The following is a 19,379-nucleotide window of genomic DNA, read 5'->3' on the forward strand; positions in this document are numbered from 1 at the left end:
AATATAGCATTATTTTTTATATTCCTCCTGTTTAATAGGTAAAGAAACAGTGAAGGTTGTTCCTGAGCTGTCACTGCTAAAATCTATGCTACCATTATGATCTTGAATAATTCCTAAACTTATGGATAACCCCAGGCCCGTACCTTCTCCAGGATCTTTGGTTGTATAAAATGGCTCAAATATTCTTTTCTGCATTTCTTCCGGAATACCAGGGCCGTCATCCTTAACGGAAATAATCACTCTATTTTCGTGCAGCTCTGTTTTTACCCAAATATTTCCTTTCTTATCAATGGCCTGAACGGCATTATTAATCAGGTTCATAAACACTTGATTAATCTGGCCTGGCGCGCACTCTATGGCAGGTATATCGGCAAATTCTTTATGGATGCTCACATGATATTTATAACTATTATGCAGCATTAAAAGAACATTTTCTAGCGTATCATGAATATGATGCTTCTCCACTTTTTCTTTATCCATTCTGGAGAAGGTTCTTAAGCCTCTAACAATTTCTGCCGCTTGTTCAGCCCCACTTTTAATGTGCTCGGTCATTTGTTCAAAGTCAACAGAAAGCTCGTTAACACCTGAATGATCTTCACCAACAGCATTCTTAATTTCTTCTTTCAAATCGTCTAAAAGCATCATTAGTGCTTCGGAGCTGGTTTTTATATAGCCAATAGGATTGTTCAATTCATGCGCGATGCCCGCGACTAATACACCAAGGCTGGCCATTTTTTCTGTATGAATAAGTTGATCTTTGGCATTTTGTAATTGATACACCGTGTTTTCCAACTCATGCTTTTGTATCTCCAGATTTTCGTTTAGCGTGTGAAGCTCTTCACTTTGCTGCCTTAATTCTTCTTCTGAAGCGCTTAGTTCGTAATTAGCCTGCTTTAGTTCATCTTCAATATCTTTTAACTTCGATATATCATTTATGTAGGAGATATTATACGACTCACCGTCATAATCAATATTAGATGCACTTATAAGAACTGGAAATTTTGTACCGTCCTTCCTTTCGTATGACGATTCTAAATCTTTAATACTGTGTTTTTGCCTTGTTTCAAATAATTTTTTCCATGAACTGGGAGTTATGGTAGGGTCTAAGTCATATATCTTACTGTTGTAAAATTCTTCCTTACTAAACTGAGAGACATTTACTGTTTCATCATTCACGTAGAAAAATGACCCATCTTCTTTAAGCCATTCAATCATTACAGGAGCTTTATCAATGGTTACCTGAGCCAACCGTAATCGCTCTTCCAGCCTCTTACTTTCACTGATATCAATAATAAAACCTTCAAGTGCTTCTAATTTCCCATTACTATCAAATATGCCAATGCCTCTTTCAGAAACCCATTTTTGTTTTTTCTCTTTAGTAATGATTGGATAGCTTACTTCATAGGTGGTTTTATTTTTTAGAGCCTTCTCAATGGCTTCACCAATTTGTTTTTGATAGTCCTTACGTACGATCTTTTTTTCAAAGAACTTCTTACCGTGCAGTATTTGATCACTTGAATATCCGGTTAGCTCAAAACACCCTTCACTAATATATTCTACAGTTACCAAATCATCCAATACACGATAGGCCATGCCCTGAAGGTTTTTTAACAAAGTGGAATAGCTTTTTTCCCGCTGGGAGATCAACTTATTCTGCTTCACAATTTCATCTTGAGCCATGATTAACTTCTCCTCTTGAAGCTTTTCTCGGGTAATGTCCAACATTAAACCTTCTAAAGAAATAAGTTTTCCTTTGTCATCATAAACCCCAATACCTCTATCCAAAATCCATTTTTCGCTGCCAGATTTTGTTTTAATCGGATACTGAACATTAAAGTTTTTCTTCTTTTTTAAATTATCTGTGATTTCTTTCCAGACATCTGTATTAAAGCCGGGAACAACCAAATCCTTATCTACAGTAACTTTCTCATTGATAAAATCTTCAGTTGAATACCCTGTTAAATCCTTGGCGCCCTCACTAATAAAAGCGGTTTTCCATCCCTTGCCTTTTGGTTCATATTTATAGGCCAACCCCTGTAAATTGGCTAACAATGCCTGGTATGACCTTTGACTATCCTCAATTTCCTTAGTTTTTAGTTCCAGCTGCTGAGTGCGCTTTTTTACCTTGTCCTCGAGCTCTTGTTGGTATTTCTTCAACTCAAGTTCTGCCAACTTTCTGCTATTGATATTATTAACGAGTATAAGGCCAATGCCATTGATGCTCTCTTTATTCAGTATTTCCAGGTATATTCTATCTCCCGTTGAGCGCATAGCTAAAAACTCAAGGAATTCTCCACTATTTTTTGAGTCTTCCAGCCTTTTGGCTGTTCTGGCATCCACAATATTATCCAGGTGTTGCCCTACAATCTGACTACGTGTGTAGCCAAATATTTCCTGAGCGGCCTCGTTTAAATCTCTAATTATTCTGTTATTATCATAGATGATGATACCCTCTCTGGAATGCTCTGATAGTACCTGAAACCTACTTTCACTAACCAGATGTTTTGTCTCTGTTTCCTTTCTGTCACTGATATCGCGTAACGTGCCGGCTATCTGAAAGGCCTTACCTTCTTCATTTTTAAACATTCTGCCTTTTGAGGCTATCCATCTATAATTTCCTGCTTTATCCTTCACCCTTACATGATACTCGTGGGTTTCAGGATACTTCTCAAGGTATTTGATAAAATTGAGTTGCATCAACTCTGTATCTTCAGGATGAATCCTTTCAAAGATGTCTTTCAAAGAAATGGAATCATTATCTTCGAAACCTATTATTTTAGCACTTCCCTGACCTAAAATGAGCCGTTCAGATTCCAAGTCATAAATCCAGGTCATAAGCACTGAGCCAATTATTGAATCCTCCAGATTTTTTATATGCTTAGCTTGCTTGCTAACGATTTGAACAAGCTTTTCTTTGCTAAAAGATTCCAGGTCTTCAGTTTTATATAAATTCATAACTTTGAAATAAGAATTAAGTTAAGTATTTGTAATAGCAATTCAAATCTTCGAAGCTGCCGCAATTTCACGCCATCATGTATCGACTTGTCGCTCATTTTTTAATTGTTGTTTTGGTGTGCCTTTCCAGTTGCTCAGAATATTCCTATGTAAAGTCAGCCTTAAAGTCTCAGCAGAAAGGTAAACTTGATAAAACTGAAGTTCTGGTGTTAAAAGCGCAGAAAAAGGACAGCCTGCTACCAGCAGTATTTTATGCAAAGGCAGCTTTATTATTCGATTCAGGTTATCATCAATTCAACATTGATAAAGCGTATCATCAAATAAAACAGAGCAGAATGTTTTTTGCTTCTCTGGAGGAGAAAGAGATGAAAAAGCATATTAATGTTGGAATAGACCTTTTAGCCATTGATAGATTAAGAAAACGAATTGAACATGCTGGTTTCATCAGGGCGGAAATGAATTCAAGTGAAGCATCATACAATGAATTTTTGGATGAATTTGGTGATACCCAATATGATGAAGAGGCTATTCTGCGCAGAGATAGTGTAGCGTTTAATACTGCCAGTGAAATAAATACCTATCAGGCCTATGAAGATTTTATGAACAAGTACCCCGGTGCAATTCAAATTCCTGATGCTAAAAAGAAATATGAGAAACTTTACTTTCTTAAAAGTACATCTGATGGCAAGCTGGCAAGCTATATCAAATTTTTAAAAGTACATCCTGATACACCTTATCGTAGTGAAGCCGAAAAGGAAATATTTGAAATCTCCACAGCAGGAAATAGCGAGTCGAGTTATCAGAAATTTATTAATGCATATCCTAAAAGTATTTACGCTGCTAAAGCCAAACGTATTCTCTTTCATTTAGCACCGGCCGGTTTTAAATGGAAATCTGACAGTATTAATAATGCGCTTATATTAATGGAAAAAGGCGAGCTGATACCCATAAATAAGGAGAAAAAATATGGCTTTTCTGATGTGAAAGGAGAGGAGGTTGTTCCTCCAATTTATGACAATCTCAAACCCGGTTATTTATGCCATACCCTTAAAAACGACTTCTTTGAAACGGGCAGAGAAATTATAGCTTTAGATCAGTCTGTTATTTTCAGTGGGCTGTATGAGAGCACCGAAGACTTAGGTTCAGGCATCCTAAAAATAACTACTCCTTCCGGAGTATTTGTTATGCACAAATCAGGTTGGCCAGTAACATCGCTCAAATTCAATGATGTTAAAAGAATTAACTCATTCATTGCCGTTTCTATCCACGGCAAATGGGGTATTATAACATTCGGTGGCCGGCAAATCGTAGAGCCGAAATTTGATGAGATATTTGTCGTTGGTAATTTCTACTTCTTTAAAATAGGCGAGCTGTTTGATGTGGTTAGCCATGAGCAATTGACTAATTCGGCAGATAATCAGCCATTAAATATCCAACCTCTATATGATGATTATGAGTTATTGAATGATGAGTTAGTGTGGGTTTCTTCCGAAGTTGGGGAGGCTGTGCTCAATCGAAATCTTGTAGAAGTAATTCCGTACAGTAACCATAACATCAATTTCTTAACATCTGGCTATCTCATAAAAAAGAAAGATAAAATCACTGTTCTAAATTCAGACTTTAATAATGTTTTACAGCTTAATTCTGAGTCAGTTAAATCAAACGACTCTTACCTTACAGTAAAGGACAAGGCAGCAACCAACCTATATTCTTTGGAAGGGATTAAAAATGTAAAAGAATACGATTCCACAGCCTTGTTGGGTAGAAACTTTGCCGTTGGTTATTCTAAAGATTCTACTTTTATTCATTTTAAAAACGAACAAATGCTCTACTTCTCAGGCAATAGAGATATAGAGTATTTAACAAACTCAAATTCTGCTTCTTATGTCAGTGTTCAATCAAAAAGAAGGAATATATCCTATTATGATATCAATGGGGCTTTGGTGCTTGAGGGTAATTTCGATTCAGTCACTCCTTTAGGTAATGAATATTTAGTGGTTACTGATAGAGGTAAAAAGGGGCTTTTTTCTATCAATAACGGCCAACTTCTAGCTCCTAAATTTGATGCTATTGCTAATTATAATCAAGGCTATGTTTCTTTTCTGGGTAACAGAAAATTCGGAATAGTGCATGACTCACTTGGGGTAAAAGTGATCAACAACTATGATAAAAACCTTATTCCATATAATAAGAACTTATTAATTGCGGAGAAATCCGGATCACTCGGTTTAGTTGACAAAGCGGGGCAAATAGTCTCCAGCTTTAGTTTTGATGAAATCCAATTCTGGACAGATAGTGTTGCCTTAGTAAAAGAAGGTTCAAATTGGCAGTTTTATAATATATACTCCAAAGAACGTGAAGAAATGATTATCAAATCATTTCAGGTAATTAATGACAGTAATGCCGAAAAGCTCATCATCGCTCTTACAGACACTGGTTATGGTGTATTTAGCAACATTTATGGCGAAGTTATTTCACCTACCTTCAATGATATTGTTAACCTTGGTTCTGCCGAAGAACCTCTTTATTTCACTGAAAAACATGTTTCTGAAGCGGAATTCTATGTCGTCATTTATTACACCAAAGAGGGTGAGTTGATCCAAAAGTTGGTTTTTGAGGCGAAGGACTATCCATTAATTTATTGTGAAGAATAGCATCGCGTCTAACATTTAACTTTGGGTTTGTTTAATATTGAGGCGAAGAAATTTTACGATGAGATTATTTACCATAATTCTACTAGTAGCTTCAGGTGTTCTCGCACAAGCTCAGCAAAATAAGTCCAAATTAGTCGTTGGAATAATTGTCGACCAAATGCGACAAGATTATCTATTAAGATATGGTTCACGGTTTGGTGAGAATGGCTTCAAAAGATTTTATAATGAAGGGTTCGTATTTCAAAATGTTCACTACAATTATATTCCTACAAAAACAGCGTGTGGTCATGCATCTGTTTATTCAGGAACAACACCATATATGCATGGAATAATCGGCAACGATTGGTACAGTAGAGAGGAGGGCAGGGAAATTTACTGTGCTGAAGATCATAATTATCAGACAGTGGGAAGTCAAACTGATAATGGCGAAATGTCGCCCAAAAACATAAAGACAACCACCATTACTGATGAGTTGCGACTCATCTATCAATTTAAAAGTAAGGTTTTAAGTCTTTCAATTAAAGATAGAGGTGCTATTATGCCGGCTGGTAGTTCAGGTACCGCTATTTGGATGGATAAAGAAGCTGGAAATTTCATTTCAAGCACGTACTATATGCAGCAATTACCGGATTGGGTAACAAAGTTCAATAACCGCAAATTGGCTGATAAGTATTTGAGATCAACCTGGAATACTAAATTCGATATAGGTTCTTACACGGCCAGCGGGCCCGACCTTGAGCCTAGTGAAACCAATATCGATGGTCAAATGAACGGTTTTCCCTATGATCTTTCGACACTTGATAAGGACTATGAAAATATAATAAAAACACCATTTGGTAATGAGTATTTAACGGAACTGGTTCTATCTGCTTTAGATAATGAGAGTTTGGGTGAAGATGATATTACCGATTTTCTGGCCATCAGTTTTTCTGCCACGGACTATATTGGCCATGATAATGGGCCTTACTCAGTGGAAGTGGAAGACACTTACTTACGTTTAGATGAAGAATTGAGCAGGATTTTTAACAGGCTAGACGAGAAAGTAGGGAAAGGAAATTACACAGTATTCCTTACTGCCGATCATGCTGTAGCGACCATACCTCAGTTTTTATTGGATAGAAAAATGAACTCTGGCTATTTCGATAAAGATGCTGTTATGAAACAATTGAAAGAAGCCCTAAATGAAGAGTTTGGTACCGCACCTTGGATAGAGGAAGAAATAAATAACAACATTTATCTTAATCATAAGTACTTTGAAGAAACAGATGTTTCCATTGATGAAGTGAAGAAATTTATTCAACGATTTTTATTAACATTCAATGGAGTATCAGAAGCTTATACTGATGATGAGGTAAAGGCATTCTCACATTGCGATGATGGTTTAAAAGGTCTGTTGAGTAGAGGTTTTAATTCACGAAGATCAGGAGATTTGGTTTTTGTATTAGACCCTTCTTGGTTAATCGCCTGGGATACCGATGCTACAGGCCACGGTTCCGGCTATACATATGATACACATGTTCCTTTGCTGTGGTACGGAGCAGGAATAAAGCAAGGCAAGAGTTTTCAACGCCATGAAATCACTCAAATAGCTCCAACCTTATCTATGTTGTTAGGAATTTCATTACCCAGTGGAGCTATGGACGACCCGATTTACGAATTGCTGGAAGATTGATCATTTTCTTAGTTCTCAAAATTTAGCTAACATTAGGCCGCTATCGATTTCAGTGGCTTATGATCAAAAAAGAAGAGTTTAGTAACAGATGGGGCATTGTTTTGGCATCTCTTGGGATGGCCATTGGTGCCGGTAATTTGTGGAGGTTTCCAAGACTTGCAGGTCAGTACGGTGGAGCCTTTCTCATTTTATGGATTGTTTTCTTATTGCTCTGGTCCATACCAATATTAATGGCAGAATTCTCCATTGGTAAAAAATATAAAAAAGGTGTCATTGGGTCCTTTGGCAAAGTAGCAGGAAAAGGATTTACCTGGGGCGGTTTTTTCATTACCATTTGTACATTAGGCATCGCTTTTTATTATGCTGTAGTTACCGGTTGGGCACTTAGGTACTTAGGGCTGGCCACTGATAACTTCTTTGCATTTATCACTGGCAGAAAGACAATAGCCAACTACCTTGAAACTGACCCCGCCTATCTGCAAAATTTTTGGAACTCTATAGCTTATGAGAGCGGTATAACAGTAGTGCTGTACATATTGGCAGTAATAGCTGGTATTTTTCTACTTATCAAAGGAATACAAAATGGGTTAGAGAAAGCTAATAAAGTGCTTATTCCCAGTCTTTTTGGGTTGCTCATCATTATAACAGTCATTGCATTAAATATGGAAAACGGCACCAAAGGCCTTGAGTACATGTTCGGCATCAATTGGAATCATTTTTCAAATCCCACAATCTGGATCGAAGCTCTCTCACAGTCAGCATGGTCCACTGGTGCAGGCTGGGGCCTAATCATGACCATATCATCCTATTCAAGAAAGCGCGAAGATGTGGTGCTCAACACTTTTATAAGCGGCTTTGGAAATAATACAGCATCCATAATGGCAGGTATGGCAATATTACCGGCTGTGTTTGCATTAGCTGTTAATGAATCAGAAGCAATTAGTTTTCTGCAATCGGGCAATCAGGCATTAACTTTTACGATTATCCCTAAACTATTCTCTACAGTTACCGGTGGCGCCATATTATCATTCATCTTCTTCCTTGCTTTTTTTATGGCAGCATTCAGTTCACTTCTTCCAATGCTGGAGTTGTTTATCAGCAACTTGAAAGATATGGGTATGACCAGAAAATCTGCTGCTATAAAAACAGGGATATTCTGTATAGTTTTTGGTTTCCCTTCTGCCTGGTCTTTAGACTTCTTTAATAATCAGGATTGGGTGTGGGGTATTGGCCTGATAATTAGCGGGTTGCTCATTATTATTGCAGCACTTAAATATGGAATCAAGAATTTCAAAAAAGACTTCATAGATACCGATTCTGATATTTCAGTACCAATTTCTTATTTATTAATCACGTTAGTATTTAACGTTTTTCTGGCGGCAATCCTCATCTATTGGTGGATGTCACGCGGTTATTCGGAGTATCCCTGGTTTGATGCTAATGGCAACTGGAATGTCTTCGATGTTTATAGCAATGCTTCTGTGGTAACCCAGTGGGTAATTGTTATAGTAGTGGGTATAATTTTTAATAAGTATTTGTACAACAAGTTTGTGAAATCATGAGTGTAGGAGCAATCATTTCCATGGTTGGAATTATAGGAGTGGTGCTAGGAGGATTTATTTTCTTCCTACGATTAGCAATGAAGAAGGAGAGCAGTAAAAAAGCCGATTAAGCTTTAACTCCCAATAGCCTAAAAGGCAATAATAGTATTGCTTTGATCAGGCTAATTAGCGCCTCTACAAGTCCACCAAATATTCTAAAGGGTATAGATATTAACCAAACAAAAGGCAGTGCCACTAAGGCAATAACTGCTATCGGCCAGCTGATTGTGAATAAAATACACCACAGAATAAAAGTTAAAATAAATTTCATACTTCCAATACGAGCATTGCCCTAGATTAGTTATTTAATTGAGTCATGATTCATTGTAAAGGCTTAATTTTGAGAAATTTTATTAATTAATGCGATTATTTTTTAGAGTACTTCCTTTTTTACTTTTAGCCATTTCATCAGTCGCACAATCATCAAATTTCGATTTTGTTTATGATAATGGGAAGGTTGGTCTGGCCGATTCTGCAGGTACCATTGTAATACCCACACAGTATGACCAGCTTGGATGGAGTTACGGCTCACAGGAAGTAAAAGGCACGTATTTAGGTTTCAGAAAAGGGTCTTACTGGGGTCTTATTACCACACAAAACGAAGTAGTAGTATCCAATCAATATTCTCAATTATACCCTGCAGGTAGCGAACTCTTTGTAGCGGCAAAAAAGGGAAAGTATAGCCATCAGGATTTTCTCGGAATGATTAACAGTAAAGGTAAAGTAGTGCTGCCTTTCAAATATACCTCCATCACCTTGTCTGGGTTAAGAGCAATAGTAAGTATGAAATCAGGCGAAGGTTATCTCTACGGCATTGTAGATATGGGTGGTAAAACAATATTGCCGGTTAAGTATAAAGAAATTAGCTCATTAGGAAATTTGAGATACGCCATCAAGAATCATGAAGACAAGTATGCCATATATACTGATTCAGGCAGGGAGATCATGGGCTTTACACTAGACAGCATTTCTCGATTTCATAAAGGGCACGCCATAATTTATGATAATCATTTAAGAGGAATTATAAGTAGTAGCGGACAAATTATAGCTGACCCACAGTTTAAAGATGTTCAGTGGAAAGATGAAGTTCAAATTAAGAAATTTAATTCGTGGGAGTTTATTTCAAAAGGCAATGGGAATAAAGTATGGAACTATGATAAGGTAGCGTTGGTTGGCGATAATCTGTTCAAAGTCACATCAAATAACAGAGAATGGATTGTTGACAAAACGCAAAATTTGCTTTCATCACCAACTTATTCCAATGTAGAATTACTAGAAAACGGTAGTCTGAAGTTTAGATATAACAACAAATGGGGAGTAGTTTCTAGTGATAGCTCTATTGTTCTCTCACCAACATTCGATTCGCTTGTTGTTGTGAATACTGATTTTTATGCGCTAAAGAACGGGTTCTGGTCAATCTATGATCGCTATGGAGTAGAGAAATCAACTCAAAATTATCAGGCTATTGGACAGCATTATGGTAATTACTTTGCCATAAAAAAGAATAATAAGTGGGGCTTTTTAAATCGTGAAGGCGAAGAAATTATCCACTGTGTATATGATGAGATCGGAGATATACAGCATGGTAAAGTAGTTGTTAAATTTCATGGTCAGTATGGCATTTTAAATAAGCAGGGTGATTGGGTTGTGCTACCCCAAAATGGAAGACTTCAAATAATTAATGATAAGTTGTATCTGGTGAAAACCAAAACGCTTACCACGTTAAAAAGCTTTGATGATGAAACTATCTACTTCACAGAAAATAGAGTGGAAGTAAAAGAAGATCACCTTTTAGAGTATTTGAGTTATGGAGGATTATGGAAAATTGATTTTGGCGGCAGAATCGTTAATAGAGAATTGCCTCAGCAAAAATTTGAAGAGATAAGAGCTTCTTCCAACGGCTTATTTGCTGTTAAAATTAACAATAGATATGGCTTTGTAGATCATCTGAATCGACTGATCATTGCCAACAGATACGAAGATGTGGGAGATTTTAAGGAAGACCTCATGGCAGTTAAGTTGATAGGTAAATGGGGATTTATCGATAGGTATGAGAATATCGTAATCCAACCCACTTTTCAAAGTACTTCAGACTTTGAGAGTGGCATGGCAGTAGTTCAAGAAAATGGGAAATATGGCCTGATTGATAAGAAGGGAAATAAATTATCTGCCTTTGTGTATGATGGTATTTCCCGATTGCCAAATGGTAAATTCCTTGCAGAAAAGGATGGCAAGTTAGGTATGCTTGCCAAAGACGGCTCATTGATGATTCACGCTAAGTATCAGCAGTTGGAGGAGTTGTCCAATGGTGAGGTGAAAGTCAAACTCTTCGATAAGTATGGTGTTCTAACTGGTCAAGGAGTAGATATCATACCAGTCATGTACGATCAACTAATCTATGATCATCGGTTTGATCAGTATTTGGCAATGAAAAAATCTGAATGGGAAAATTTATCCAACTGATTTATTTAGTACTTTAGCCTTTCGTTATGGGAGAGTGGATCACAGTAATTGCCCTTGTTGTTGCGGGTATTCTTTTGTTAATAGCCGAGGTGCTATTTGTGCCAGGTACTACATTAGTAGGAATTCTTGGTGTAGGGTGTGCCATTTTCGGTGTTTATCTGAGCTTCGAATATTTTGGGACTGCTACTGCAAGTTGGTTTACTGTGGGTTCAACAATAGGTTTTGCCTTAGCTCTCTATTATAGTTTTAAAAGTAAAACCTGGGAACGTTTCTCTTTAAAAGACACCAACTCGGGCAAAGTAAACGAAAACCTGACTTCAACATTAGAAGTTGGTTTAGAAGGTATAGCCATCAGCTCATTAAAACCTGTAGGCAAAGCGGAAATCAAAGATGTAGTATATGAAGTAAAAACTTTGGGCGAATATGTAGATAGCGGCCAGAGTTTGAAAATCATTAAAATAGACAAGAACAATATAATAGTAGAACCAATCAACTAAAATCTAAATGGAAGGACTAGGATTAATCATAATTATTTTTCTCGGAATTATAGGGTTTTTTATATTCCTGTATTTCATTCCGGTAGGCTTGTGGATTACTGCAAGATTCTCAAACGTGAGTGTAGGCTTATTTGAGCTAATGTTTATGAGAATACGTAAAGTACCACCGAGTGTCATTGTTAACTCATTAATTACCGCCACTAAGGCAGGGTTGGTAGTTAGTACAAAAGAATTGGAAACGCACTATCTGGCTGGTGGGCATGTGCCGTCAGTAATTAAGGCTTTAATTTCGGCAGACAAGGCAAATATTAACCTTGATTTTAAGCAAGCAACTGCTATTGACTTGGCAGGTAGAGATGTATTTGAGGCCGTTCAAATATCAGTTAATCCAAAAGTAATAACTACCCCTAAGGTAGCTGCTGTGGCAGCTGATGGTATTCAGTTGATAGCTATAGCAAGGGTTACAGTAAGAGCAAACATTCAGCAACTTGTTGGTGGTGCAGGTGAAGATACTATTCTGGCCAGAGTGGGTGAAGGTATTGTAACATCTATTGGATCAGCAAATACACATAAAGAAGTATTAGAAAACCCTGATAAGATATCGAAACTGGTACTGCAAAGAGGATTGGATGCTGGTACTGCATTTGAAATACTTTCTATTGATATTGCCGATGTGGATGTTGGTAAGAACATTGGTGCTGAGCTTCAAACAGATCAGGCTAGTGCCGACTTAAAAGTAGCGGAAGCTAAAGCGGAGGAGAGAAGAGCCATGGCCGTTGCCCACGAACAGGAAATGAAAGCGAAAGCTCAGGAAGCCAGAGCGAAGGTAATTGAAGCGGAAGCGGAAGTGCCTAAAGCGATGGCAGAAGCGTTCCGTCAGGGTAATCTTGGAATAATGGATTACTACAAAATGGATAATATAAAGGCTGATACTGAAATGAGAGAGTCCATCGCCAAACCTGGCAGCAAAGGCTCATCAAAATCAAAAGGTAAAGGCGAGTAAAATAGATTAGTTTCATTAAAGGCTCTGAGAAATCAGAGCCTTTTTTATATGAATAAAATTCAAAAATATGTTGTCATTTCGCAGTGAAACGAAGAAATCTTTACCAGTATGAAAGTCAACAAGAATCACATAGATTGCTTCAATTTCACCTGCATAACAGTAGCAATAGATTGCGCCCTGATTTTAATAAGGTCTGCATTAGAGCCACTATAATTGGCTTCTACTGTTTCATTAAATAAATAGAGCCATTGTTTGAAGTGATCGGTGGTTAAAGTAACCTTTGAATTTAAATCAAGGTGTATAGCCATCACATCTTTTTTATATGCTTGATTATGCAGAATGATGGTTTCCCAAAAGTCACAGATAATAGGCAAATGCTCTGTTAAATCTATTTGGGCAATATCAGTAAATATATACCCGATGGTTTTATCATTTAAAACCTTGGTGTAGAACTGGGTCATCAGGTTTTCTATATCTTCTCTGTTCTCTATATCTCTCACGATTTAAAGTTATTGATTTGGTTGACAATTCATCCTTATTGCCTCAATTTGCGGTAAACAAAAATAGAATTATGAAGCTTGTTTCCTGGAATGTAAATGGCATACGAGCCATTATGAAAAAAGAATTTCAAAAAAGTGTAGCCGATATGGCACCAGATGTTTTGTGTTTGCAAGAGACAAAAGCTCAACTCGAAGATGCTAAAACAGCTCTCACTGTTATGGACGGTTATAATAGCTATATTAACTATTCCAAGGCTAGAAAGGGTTATTCCGGGACAGCTATTTTGAGTAAAACTGAACCCTTGAATGTGGAACATGATATGGGTGTTGAAGAACACGATCAGGAAGGCAGAATTGTGATGGCCGAATTTGAGGAATTTCAGCTAGTAAATGTCTATACACCAAACTCAGGGTCGGGCTTAAAGCGGTTAGATTACCGCCAGGACTGGGATGCCTCATTTTTGGATTATTTAAAGAAATTGGAAAAGAAGAAACCGGTAATTGTCTGTGGTGATTTAAACGTTGCACACACCGAAATGGACATCGCCAGACCAAAGTCAAATTACAATAAATCGGCCGGCTATACTCAGGCTGAAATTGATGGTTTGGAAAAGTATTTAGATTACGGATTAGTTGATTCTTTTAGAGCACAACACCCAGATGAAGTGAAGTACTCTTACTGGAATCAGATGTTCAAATCAAGAGAAAGGAATGTAGGCTGGAGGATCGACTATTTCCTTGTTAATGAGTCACTTATGCCTAAAGTTAATAAAGCTGAAATACATAATGAGTACTACGGATCAGACCATTGTCCGGTAAGCATTACAGCAGACTTGAAGTAAATTTGCAGCATAATTGTTATAAAAGTCAAAAGCGCCATAAGGCGCTTTTTTTATTTACTATAATATTTTACAATAACAGATATTATAAAATTATATATGTTAAAAAGCTGATAATGAATTAGATGTTTTGGTAGATACAAAAAATTATAAAATAATATTTGTTTTATATTTTTCCCGATTGCATATTGCGGAGATTTTTAATTTTCAACCTAACCAAAATAACTATTATGAGAAAGTTTAATTCTTTCATTCTAGCTACCGTTTTCGCTGGTAGTATTTTCTATTCTTGTGACAATGCTGAAATTGCACCTTCCGAAGAACCAATCTCAGAAACTACATTATCACAAATTAAGTCTTTAGGCTTCAGCACAGAAGGAGCGATTAGATTCGAGCAAGGATATCTCGTTGAAAATGATATATATCTTACTGATGCCTCTATCGCATCTATGAGTGAGCCTAACTTTATCCCAACAGTTGAGCAGTATAGCACCAACGAACTAGTGTGTGGTTCGAGAGTAATTACTGTATATGCACCTGTTGGTGGAAGAAGTGGATATAGCGCAGGCATGATTGCTGGTTTGGATTTAGCCATTGCTAGATACAACGCAGAAAACCTTACTATATCTTTCCAAAGAGTATCTTCTTCTAACAATGCTGACATTGTAATGACAAGATTGAGCAAGAGAGATGAAAGACAAGGAGTTTTAGGATCTGCAGGATTTCCTTCTAGCTGTAATCCTTATGGACAAATTAAAATGAGTGGTGTGCTTGAGTCTTCTTACGGGCTAAGCACTGGTGGCATCGCTACTATTATTGCTCATGAAATGGGTCACTGCATCGGTTTCCGTCATACTGACTTCTTCGATAGAAGCATAAGCTGTGGTGGAGGTCCTGCAAATGAAGGTGCCAGCACTGTAGGTGCAAACCACATCCCTGGTACTCCAACAGGCGCTTCAGCTGCTGCTAAATCTTGGATGCTTGCTTGTACAGATGGTGGCGACAGACCATTTAATAATGATGACAAAACTGCTCTTAACTATTTATATTAATTGTTAGAATAGTTTAATAATTAAAGGCGACTTACAAGTCGCCTTTTTTAATTTATTATATTTTGTAAAATTTTTTTTCACCTAAATAATCTACTGTGATTAATCCTAAAGTAAGATTATAAACTTGAGTTAGAAGTTTACGGCAATAGAAAATTTGCAGGTTAGAAATGTATCCCCCATATTGCGGGGAATTTCAATTTTCAACCTAAACCAAATATTACATTATGAAGAAGTTTAATTCTTTCATTGTAGCTACCGTTTTTGCAGGTAGTATTTTCTATTCTTGTGACAATGCAGAAGTAGCTCCATCTGAAGAGCCAATCTCTTTAGAAACTATGTCACAAATCAAATCTTTAGGGTTCAGTACTGAAGGCGTTATCAGATTCGAAGAGGGATACCTTGTAGAAAATGATATTTATCTAACTGACGCTTCAATTGCGAGTATGAGTGAGCCTAATTACATTCCAACTGTTGAGCAGTACAGCACTAACGAATTAGTATGTGGCTCAAGAGTAATCACTATCTATGCTCCTGAAGAAGGTGCAACTTCCGGTGGTGGCGGAAAAGGTAAAAAAGGTGGCGGAGGTAGCGGAGGCTACAGTCCTGCTATGATTGCCGGACTTGACGAGGCTATCTCTAGATATAACTCTGAGAACCTTACTATTTCTTTCCAACGAGTTACAAGTGCTTCAGGCGCGGATATTGTAATGACTCGATTGAGTAAAAGAGATGAAAGACAAGGTGTGTTAGGATCTGCCGGATTCCCTACAAATTGCAATCCTTACGGTGAGATTAAAATGAGTGGTGTTCTTGAGTCTTCTTACGGACTAAGTACAAACGGAATTGCTACGATCATTGCTCACGAAATGGGTCACTGCATCGGATTCCGTCACACAGACTTCTTCGACAGAAGCATTAGCTGTGGTGGTGGAACTGCTAACGAAGGTGCTGGAAGTATCGGAGCAAACCACATTCCTGGAACTCCAACTGGTGCTGATTTGCAAGGTGCCGGATCTTGGATGTTAGCTTGTACTGACGGTGGAAACAGACCTTTCACAAATGCAGACAAAACTGCTTTAGATTATCTTTACTAATAGCATAATTTCAACACTGTAAACCAAAAAAGCATTCTGATTTTATCGTCAGAATGCTTTTATATTTTCACACTTTTCTGATTTTTTACTGTTTAATTTATTATTGGAATAATTACATTAAACTGAAATTCTAAAAACAGCCAGCCGATTTGCCTATTCTATCGGCAAACCATTTTCATCGGTAGTAAGCACCTCGCTAAAATAATTCAAGTAAGGCCGTAAAATTTGAAAGCGCTCAGATACCTTTTGAGCAAAGTCAGGTTTAAGAGCTTCTGTGTCTGAAAACTTGCTAACCACATAGTAGTTTTTATAGTTTATTAGATCGATATCCGGATGATCCTTATCAAATCCTTTCGGTGCAGTTTTAAGTTGATCACCCTGTAATGTTCCAAAGGCTTTTTTAAAAGCTGCATTATTTAATATGTCTCTTAAAGGCCCTGCATCAGCTGCAATTTCCTGTCGGATTCTTAATAAATCATCTTTGTTGGGATCGAAAAAGCCACCAGCTATCAAAACGTTGCCTGGCTCCAGGTGAAAATAATAACCACCTCTTAACCATTTGGTAGCCCTTTTTAGGTTGCCACTAAAGTGATTTTTGTAGGGAGATTTATCTTTAGAAAAACGAACATCTCTATAAATACGAAAAAGCGACTTTTTGCCATTAGGAGTTTCAATATCATCATGCTTTTTCATTTGTTCGATGAGCTCATCCGCAAACGAAATGGCCTTTTCATGAGCGCTCACATATCTATCTTTATTGGCATTAAACCACTCTCTGTTATTATTTTGAGAAAGGTCATTCAAGAAAGTGAACGTTTCTTTTGATAAACTCATCCGTATATCTTGTTCAGTACTCCTGCTAATCTAACTCCAGCTTTGTGTAGCCTTTCCTGAATTACCGGCCATGCATCATAGATATAATAATACCCGATGTATTTGTCTTCAGGTAGATCGTAAATCAAATCCCTGTAGCTCATAGATTCTTCTACCCATACCATCACATCATCACTTTGCCATTTTTCTATCGTACTTTCATCATCGAAATGATCTATGGCAGCAGCAAGTTCGGTATAGCTGAATTTTTTACTGTCGATAATTTTAGAATCCCATACGGTATGAAGGTTCGTTTCATCACCAAAGAATCGAACTTTTACTTTGTTACCACCCTGGTCACCAGTTTTACCAACATGTAAAGGCATGTGTATATCACCGATTATGTGTACAAGCATTTTTATGTTAATCTTTTCTTCTTCCAATGAGAGTGTTCCACTTTCCAGTTCATCAATTAATCGGTTGATCGTTTGAATAGCATCACCATTGGGGTTCTTTTCAGATTCGGCATAGGTTTTACCGTCCGGTATGTCTACCCAGTGCCAATCTTCCATGTGTTTATAGTTCGGGTTGGAGCGTTCTTCATCCATCCACATACTTACAACCGCCAGTGATTCATGTTTTAAAATTTCCCTTAGCTTACGCTTAGTCTTTTTCGATAGATGTTGTTGTGCTACTAACCCAATGGTTCTGTGTCCAATAGGTCCCCAACCAAAAGATGGGATAGATAATAGCGTGCTAAATACTAGAAGTGCAATAATTCTCATGGCAAAATGTTAAATCCATTCAAATCTATACAATCTCAGCGATAGATAGGAGAGTAATCTGTTAAAGAAATATTAATTAGAGTAATGAACTATTTTACCTTTTGATCGGCTTTGTCCAGATCAAAAAGATCATTCAGCACATCGATAAGTGTTTCGGCTTCACCTCTTTTGCATGCTGCTTTTAGCTGAAGAACAGGTAATTTGATAATTTTTTGCATCATGCTCTTTGTAACCGTGTCGATTACTTTGGCCTCTGTACTATCACCGTCTTTTAAATAACGTTTTAGCTCTTCTTGGCGGATTGCTTCTAACGCATTCTTAAGTTTTTTAATGGTTGGAGAAACAGCCATTTCTCTCGACCATTCGCCAAATTCTTCCTGAGTTTCAGAAATAATTCTTTTTACATCAGGCACTGCAGCTATTCGCTTATTCAGTGCTTCCGATGCTTTGCTTTGAATGTTGTCAATATTATATAATAAAGCACCAGCATGATCTTCAATAGAGGTTTCAATGCTTCTTGGCACTGAAAGGTCAATGAAAAACTTGTGAGACAGAATGTTCATAGAAACAATCATATCTCTGGTGATTATGGGCTCTGAATGTGCGACTGATGAAACGATTACGTCATAGTCTGCGAGTGTTTCTAATGCTTTGTTAAAATCTATGACAGGAAAATTGCACTCAACACCCAAAGTAACAGCCTTCTCTTTTGTGCGATTTGCAATGGTGACACTTTTGGTAGTGCCTGCGTAGTTTCTGCAAACATCCTCACCAATTTCACCAAGACCTAAGATCAATATTTTCGGCTCTTTGAATTCAGAAGTTAAGTCTTCGATTAATTCTTTAGCTGCGTAAGAAACAGATGCCGCACCATCTCTAAAGGCTGTTTCTTGCACGACTCTTTTATTCGCATAAAAAATTGTGTGCATTAAACGGTGCAAGAATGGGCCTGCAACATTTTCATCTGCACTCCACTGGTAGGCTTTCTTAACCTGATTGCTAATTTGAATATCTCCAACAACCTGAGCGTCCAGGCCCATAGCCACCTCAAAAAGGTGGTTAACAGCCTCTTCCGAATCAGAAGTGCATGTCAGGTGTTTTAGAATTTCCTCTTTATTTAAGCCCTTAATAAGTGAAAGCGAAGTAGCAATTTCGTTGTTAAGGTCTAGTTCATGGTCGTAATAGATTTCAGTTCTATTACAGGTAGATAACACCATTAAATCATTGGCTTGAACAGTTTGATTTAAAAACTGCATCAATTGTTTTGCTTCAGGCTCATTTAAAGCCAATTTCTCCCTTATTTCTAAAGGAGTGTTTTTAAATGAAAACCCGCTGATTTTAAAGGCATTTTCCATGTTTTGCAAATTTATATAGTACACGTATACTAAAAAAGATATCTTATTATTTAGAATGTGTACAAATAAGTCTTTCCCAATTTGTCTTCAAAGATT

15 protein-coding genes are annotated in these 19,379 nt (G+C 37.2%); 10 read left to right on the forward strand and 5 right to left on the reverse strand.

Annotated elements, in window-relative coordinates; translation table 11 throughout:
• Positions 1–9: 9 nt before the first annotated feature.
• A complete protein-coding gene (locus JR347_RS07060; protein ID WP_205723345.1) occupies positions 10–2,955 on the reverse strand; it encodes a PAS domain S-box protein in 2,946 nt (981 codons plus the stop codon).
• Positions 2,956–3,032: 77 nt separating this feature from the next.
• On the opposite strand from JR347_RS07060, the gene JR347_RS07065 reads away from it, so the two are divergent.
• The 7 genes from JR347_RS07065 (at position 3,033) to floA (ending at position 12,845) form a co-directional block, all read left to right on the forward strand.
• A complete protein-coding gene (locus tag JR347_RS07065; RefSeq protein WP_205723346.1) occupies positions 3,033–5,609 on the forward strand; it encodes a WG repeat-containing protein in 2,577 nt (858 codons plus the stop codon).
• Between the two features lie 58 nt (positions 5,610–5,667).
• Entirely contained in the window at positions 5,668–7,281 is a 1,614-nt protein-coding gene (gene pafA, locus JR347_RS07070) for an alkaline phosphatase PafA (protein ID WP_205723347.1), read from the forward strand.
• A 59-nt stretch (positions 7,282–7,340) separates the two neighbouring features.
• Positions 7,341–8,843 carry a sodium-dependent transporter gene (locus JR347_RS07075; protein ID WP_205723348.1) on the forward strand — a complete coding sequence of 501 codons (1,503 nt, stop codon included), beginning with the start codon at positions 7,341–7,343 and terminating at the stop codon, positions 8,841–8,843.
• Positions 8,840–8,953: a MetS family NSS transporter small subunit gene (locus JR347_RS07080; RefSeq protein WP_205723349.1), complete on the forward strand. Its 114-nt coding sequence runs from the start codon at positions 8,840–8,842 to the stop codon at positions 8,951–8,953. Before JR347_RS07075 ends, JR347_RS07080 begins: the two co-directional genes overlap by 4 nt.
• A 289-nt stretch (positions 8,954–9,242) precedes the next feature.
• Positions 9,243–11,345: a WG repeat-containing protein gene (locus tag JR347_RS07085; RefSeq protein WP_205723350.1), complete on the forward strand. Its 2,103-nt coding sequence runs from the start codon at positions 9,243–9,245 to the stop codon at positions 11,343–11,345.
• A gap of 26 nt (positions 11,346–11,371) precedes the next feature.
• Complete coding sequence (locus JR347_RS07090) at positions 11,372–11,842, forward strand: NfeD family protein (protein WP_205723351.1); 471 nt, start codon at positions 11,372–11,374, stop codon at positions 11,840–11,842.
• Positions 11,843–11,849: 7 nt separating this feature from the next.
• Entirely contained in the window at positions 11,850–12,845 is a 996-nt protein-coding gene (gene floA / locus JR347_RS07095; RefSeq protein WP_205723352.1) for a flotillin-like protein FloA, read from the forward strand.
• Between the two features lie 125 nt (positions 12,846–12,970).
• Here floA and JR347_RS07100 read toward each other — a convergent pair whose 3' ends face one another.
• Entirely contained in the window at positions 12,971–13,345 is a 375-nt protein-coding gene (locus tag JR347_RS07100; RefSeq protein WP_205723353.1) for a group III truncated hemoglobin, read from the reverse strand.
• Positions 13,346–13,416: 71 nt separating this feature from the next.
• Between JR347_RS07100 and JR347_RS07105 the strand changes: the two genes are divergently transcribed.
• From JR347_RS07105 to JR347_RS07115, 3 genes are all read left to right on the forward strand, one after another.
• A complete protein-coding gene (locus JR347_RS07105; protein WP_205723354.1) occupies positions 13,417–14,187 on the forward strand; it encodes an exodeoxyribonuclease III in 771 nt (256 codons plus the stop codon).
• 227 nt (positions 14,188–14,414) lie between these two features.
• A complete protein-coding gene (locus JR347_RS07110; RefSeq protein WP_205723355.1) occupies positions 14,415–15,236 on the forward strand; it encodes a M57 family metalloprotease in 822 nt (273 codons plus the stop codon).
• Positions 15,237–15,460: 224 nt separating this feature from the next.
• A complete protein-coding gene (locus tag JR347_RS07115) occupies positions 15,461–16,330 on the forward strand; it encodes a M57 family metalloprotease (RefSeq protein ID WP_205723356.1) in 870 nt (289 codons plus the stop codon).
• A gap of 153 nt (positions 16,331–16,483) precedes the next feature.
• Here the strand turns inward: JR347_RS07115 and JR347_RS07120 are convergent, their stop codons facing one another.
• The 3 genes from JR347_RS07120 to hemA all read right to left on the reverse strand — a co-directional run bounded on the left by JR347_RS07120 (position 16,484) and on the right by hemA (position 19,283).
• On the reverse strand, positions 16,484–17,164 hold the full coding sequence (locus JR347_RS07120) for a DUF2461 domain-containing protein (RefSeq protein ID WP_205723357.1): 681 nt from the start codon (positions 17,162–17,164) through the stop codon (positions 16,484–16,486).
• A complete protein-coding gene (locus tag JR347_RS07125) occupies positions 17,161–17,928 on the reverse strand; it encodes a S1/P1 nuclease (protein ID WP_205723358.1) in 768 nt (255 codons plus the stop codon). The genes JR347_RS07120 and JR347_RS07125 overlap by 4 nt, the downstream gene beginning before the upstream one ends.
• 89 nt (positions 17,929–18,017) lie before the next feature.
• A complete protein-coding gene (gene hemA / locus JR347_RS07130) occupies positions 18,018–19,283 on the reverse strand; it encodes a glutamyl-tRNA reductase (RefSeq protein ID WP_205723359.1) in 1,266 nt (421 codons plus the stop codon).
• Positions 19,284–19,379: the final 96 nt, after the last annotated feature.

Origin of the sequence: Fulvivirga lutea (assembly GCF_017068455.1) — a bacterium.
GTDB classification, from domain to species: Bacteria; Bacteroidota; Bacteroidia; order Cytophagales; family Cyclobacteriaceae; genus Fulvivirga; species Fulvivirga lutea.

Bases quoted from the DNA above. Each gene is read 5' to 3' on its own strand.
- JR347_RS07060 (WP_205723345.1), bottom strand. From the start codon at position 2,955: ATGAATTTATATAAAACTGAAGACCTGGAATCTTTTAGCAAAGAAAAG.
- JR347_RS07065 (WP_205723346.1), top strand. From the start codon at position 3,033: ATGTATCGACTTGTCGCTCATTTTTTAATTGTTGTTTTGGTGTGCCTT.
- pafA (WP_205723347.1), top strand. From the start codon at position 5,668: ATGAGATTATTTACCATAATTCTACTAGTAGCTTCAGGTGTTCTCGCA.
- JR347_RS07075 (WP_205723348.1), top strand. From the start codon at position 7,341: ATGATCAAAAAAGAAGAGTTTAGTAACAGATGGGGCATTGTTTTGGCA.
- JR347_RS07080 (WP_205723349.1), top strand. From the start codon at position 8,840: ATGAGTGTAGGAGCAATCATTTCCATGGTTGGAATTATAGGAGTGGTG.
- JR347_RS07085 (WP_205723350.1), top strand. From the start codon at position 9,243: ATGCGATTATTTTTTAGAGTACTTCCTTTTTTACTTTTAGCCATTTCA.
- JR347_RS07090 (WP_205723351.1), top strand. From the start codon at position 11,372: ATGGGAGAGTGGATCACAGTAATTGCCCTTGTTGTTGCGGGTATTCTT.
- floA (WP_205723352.1), top strand. From the start codon at position 11,850: ATGGAAGGACTAGGATTAATCATAATTATTTTTCTCGGAATTATAGGG.
- JR347_RS07105 (WP_205723354.1), top strand. From the start codon at position 13,417: ATGAAGCTTGTTTCCTGGAATGTAAATGGCATACGAGCCATTATGAAA.
- JR347_RS07110 (WP_205723355.1), top strand. From the start codon at position 14,415: ATGAGAAAGTTTAATTCTTTCATTCTAGCTACCGTTTTCGCTGGTAGT.
- JR347_RS07115 (WP_205723356.1), top strand. From the start codon at position 15,461: ATGAAGAAGTTTAATTCTTTCATTGTAGCTACCGTTTTTGCAGGTAGT.
- JR347_RS07120 (WP_205723357.1), bottom strand. From the start codon at position 17,164: ATGAGTTTATCAAAAGAAACGTTCACTTTCTTGAATGACCTTTCTCAA.
- JR347_RS07125 (WP_205723358.1), bottom strand. From the start codon at position 17,928: ATGAGAATTATTGCACTTCTAGTATTTAGCACGCTATTATCTATCCCA.
- hemA (WP_205723359.1), bottom strand. From the start codon at position 19,283: ATGGAAAATGCCTTTAAAATCAGCGGGTTTTCATTTAAAAACACTCCT.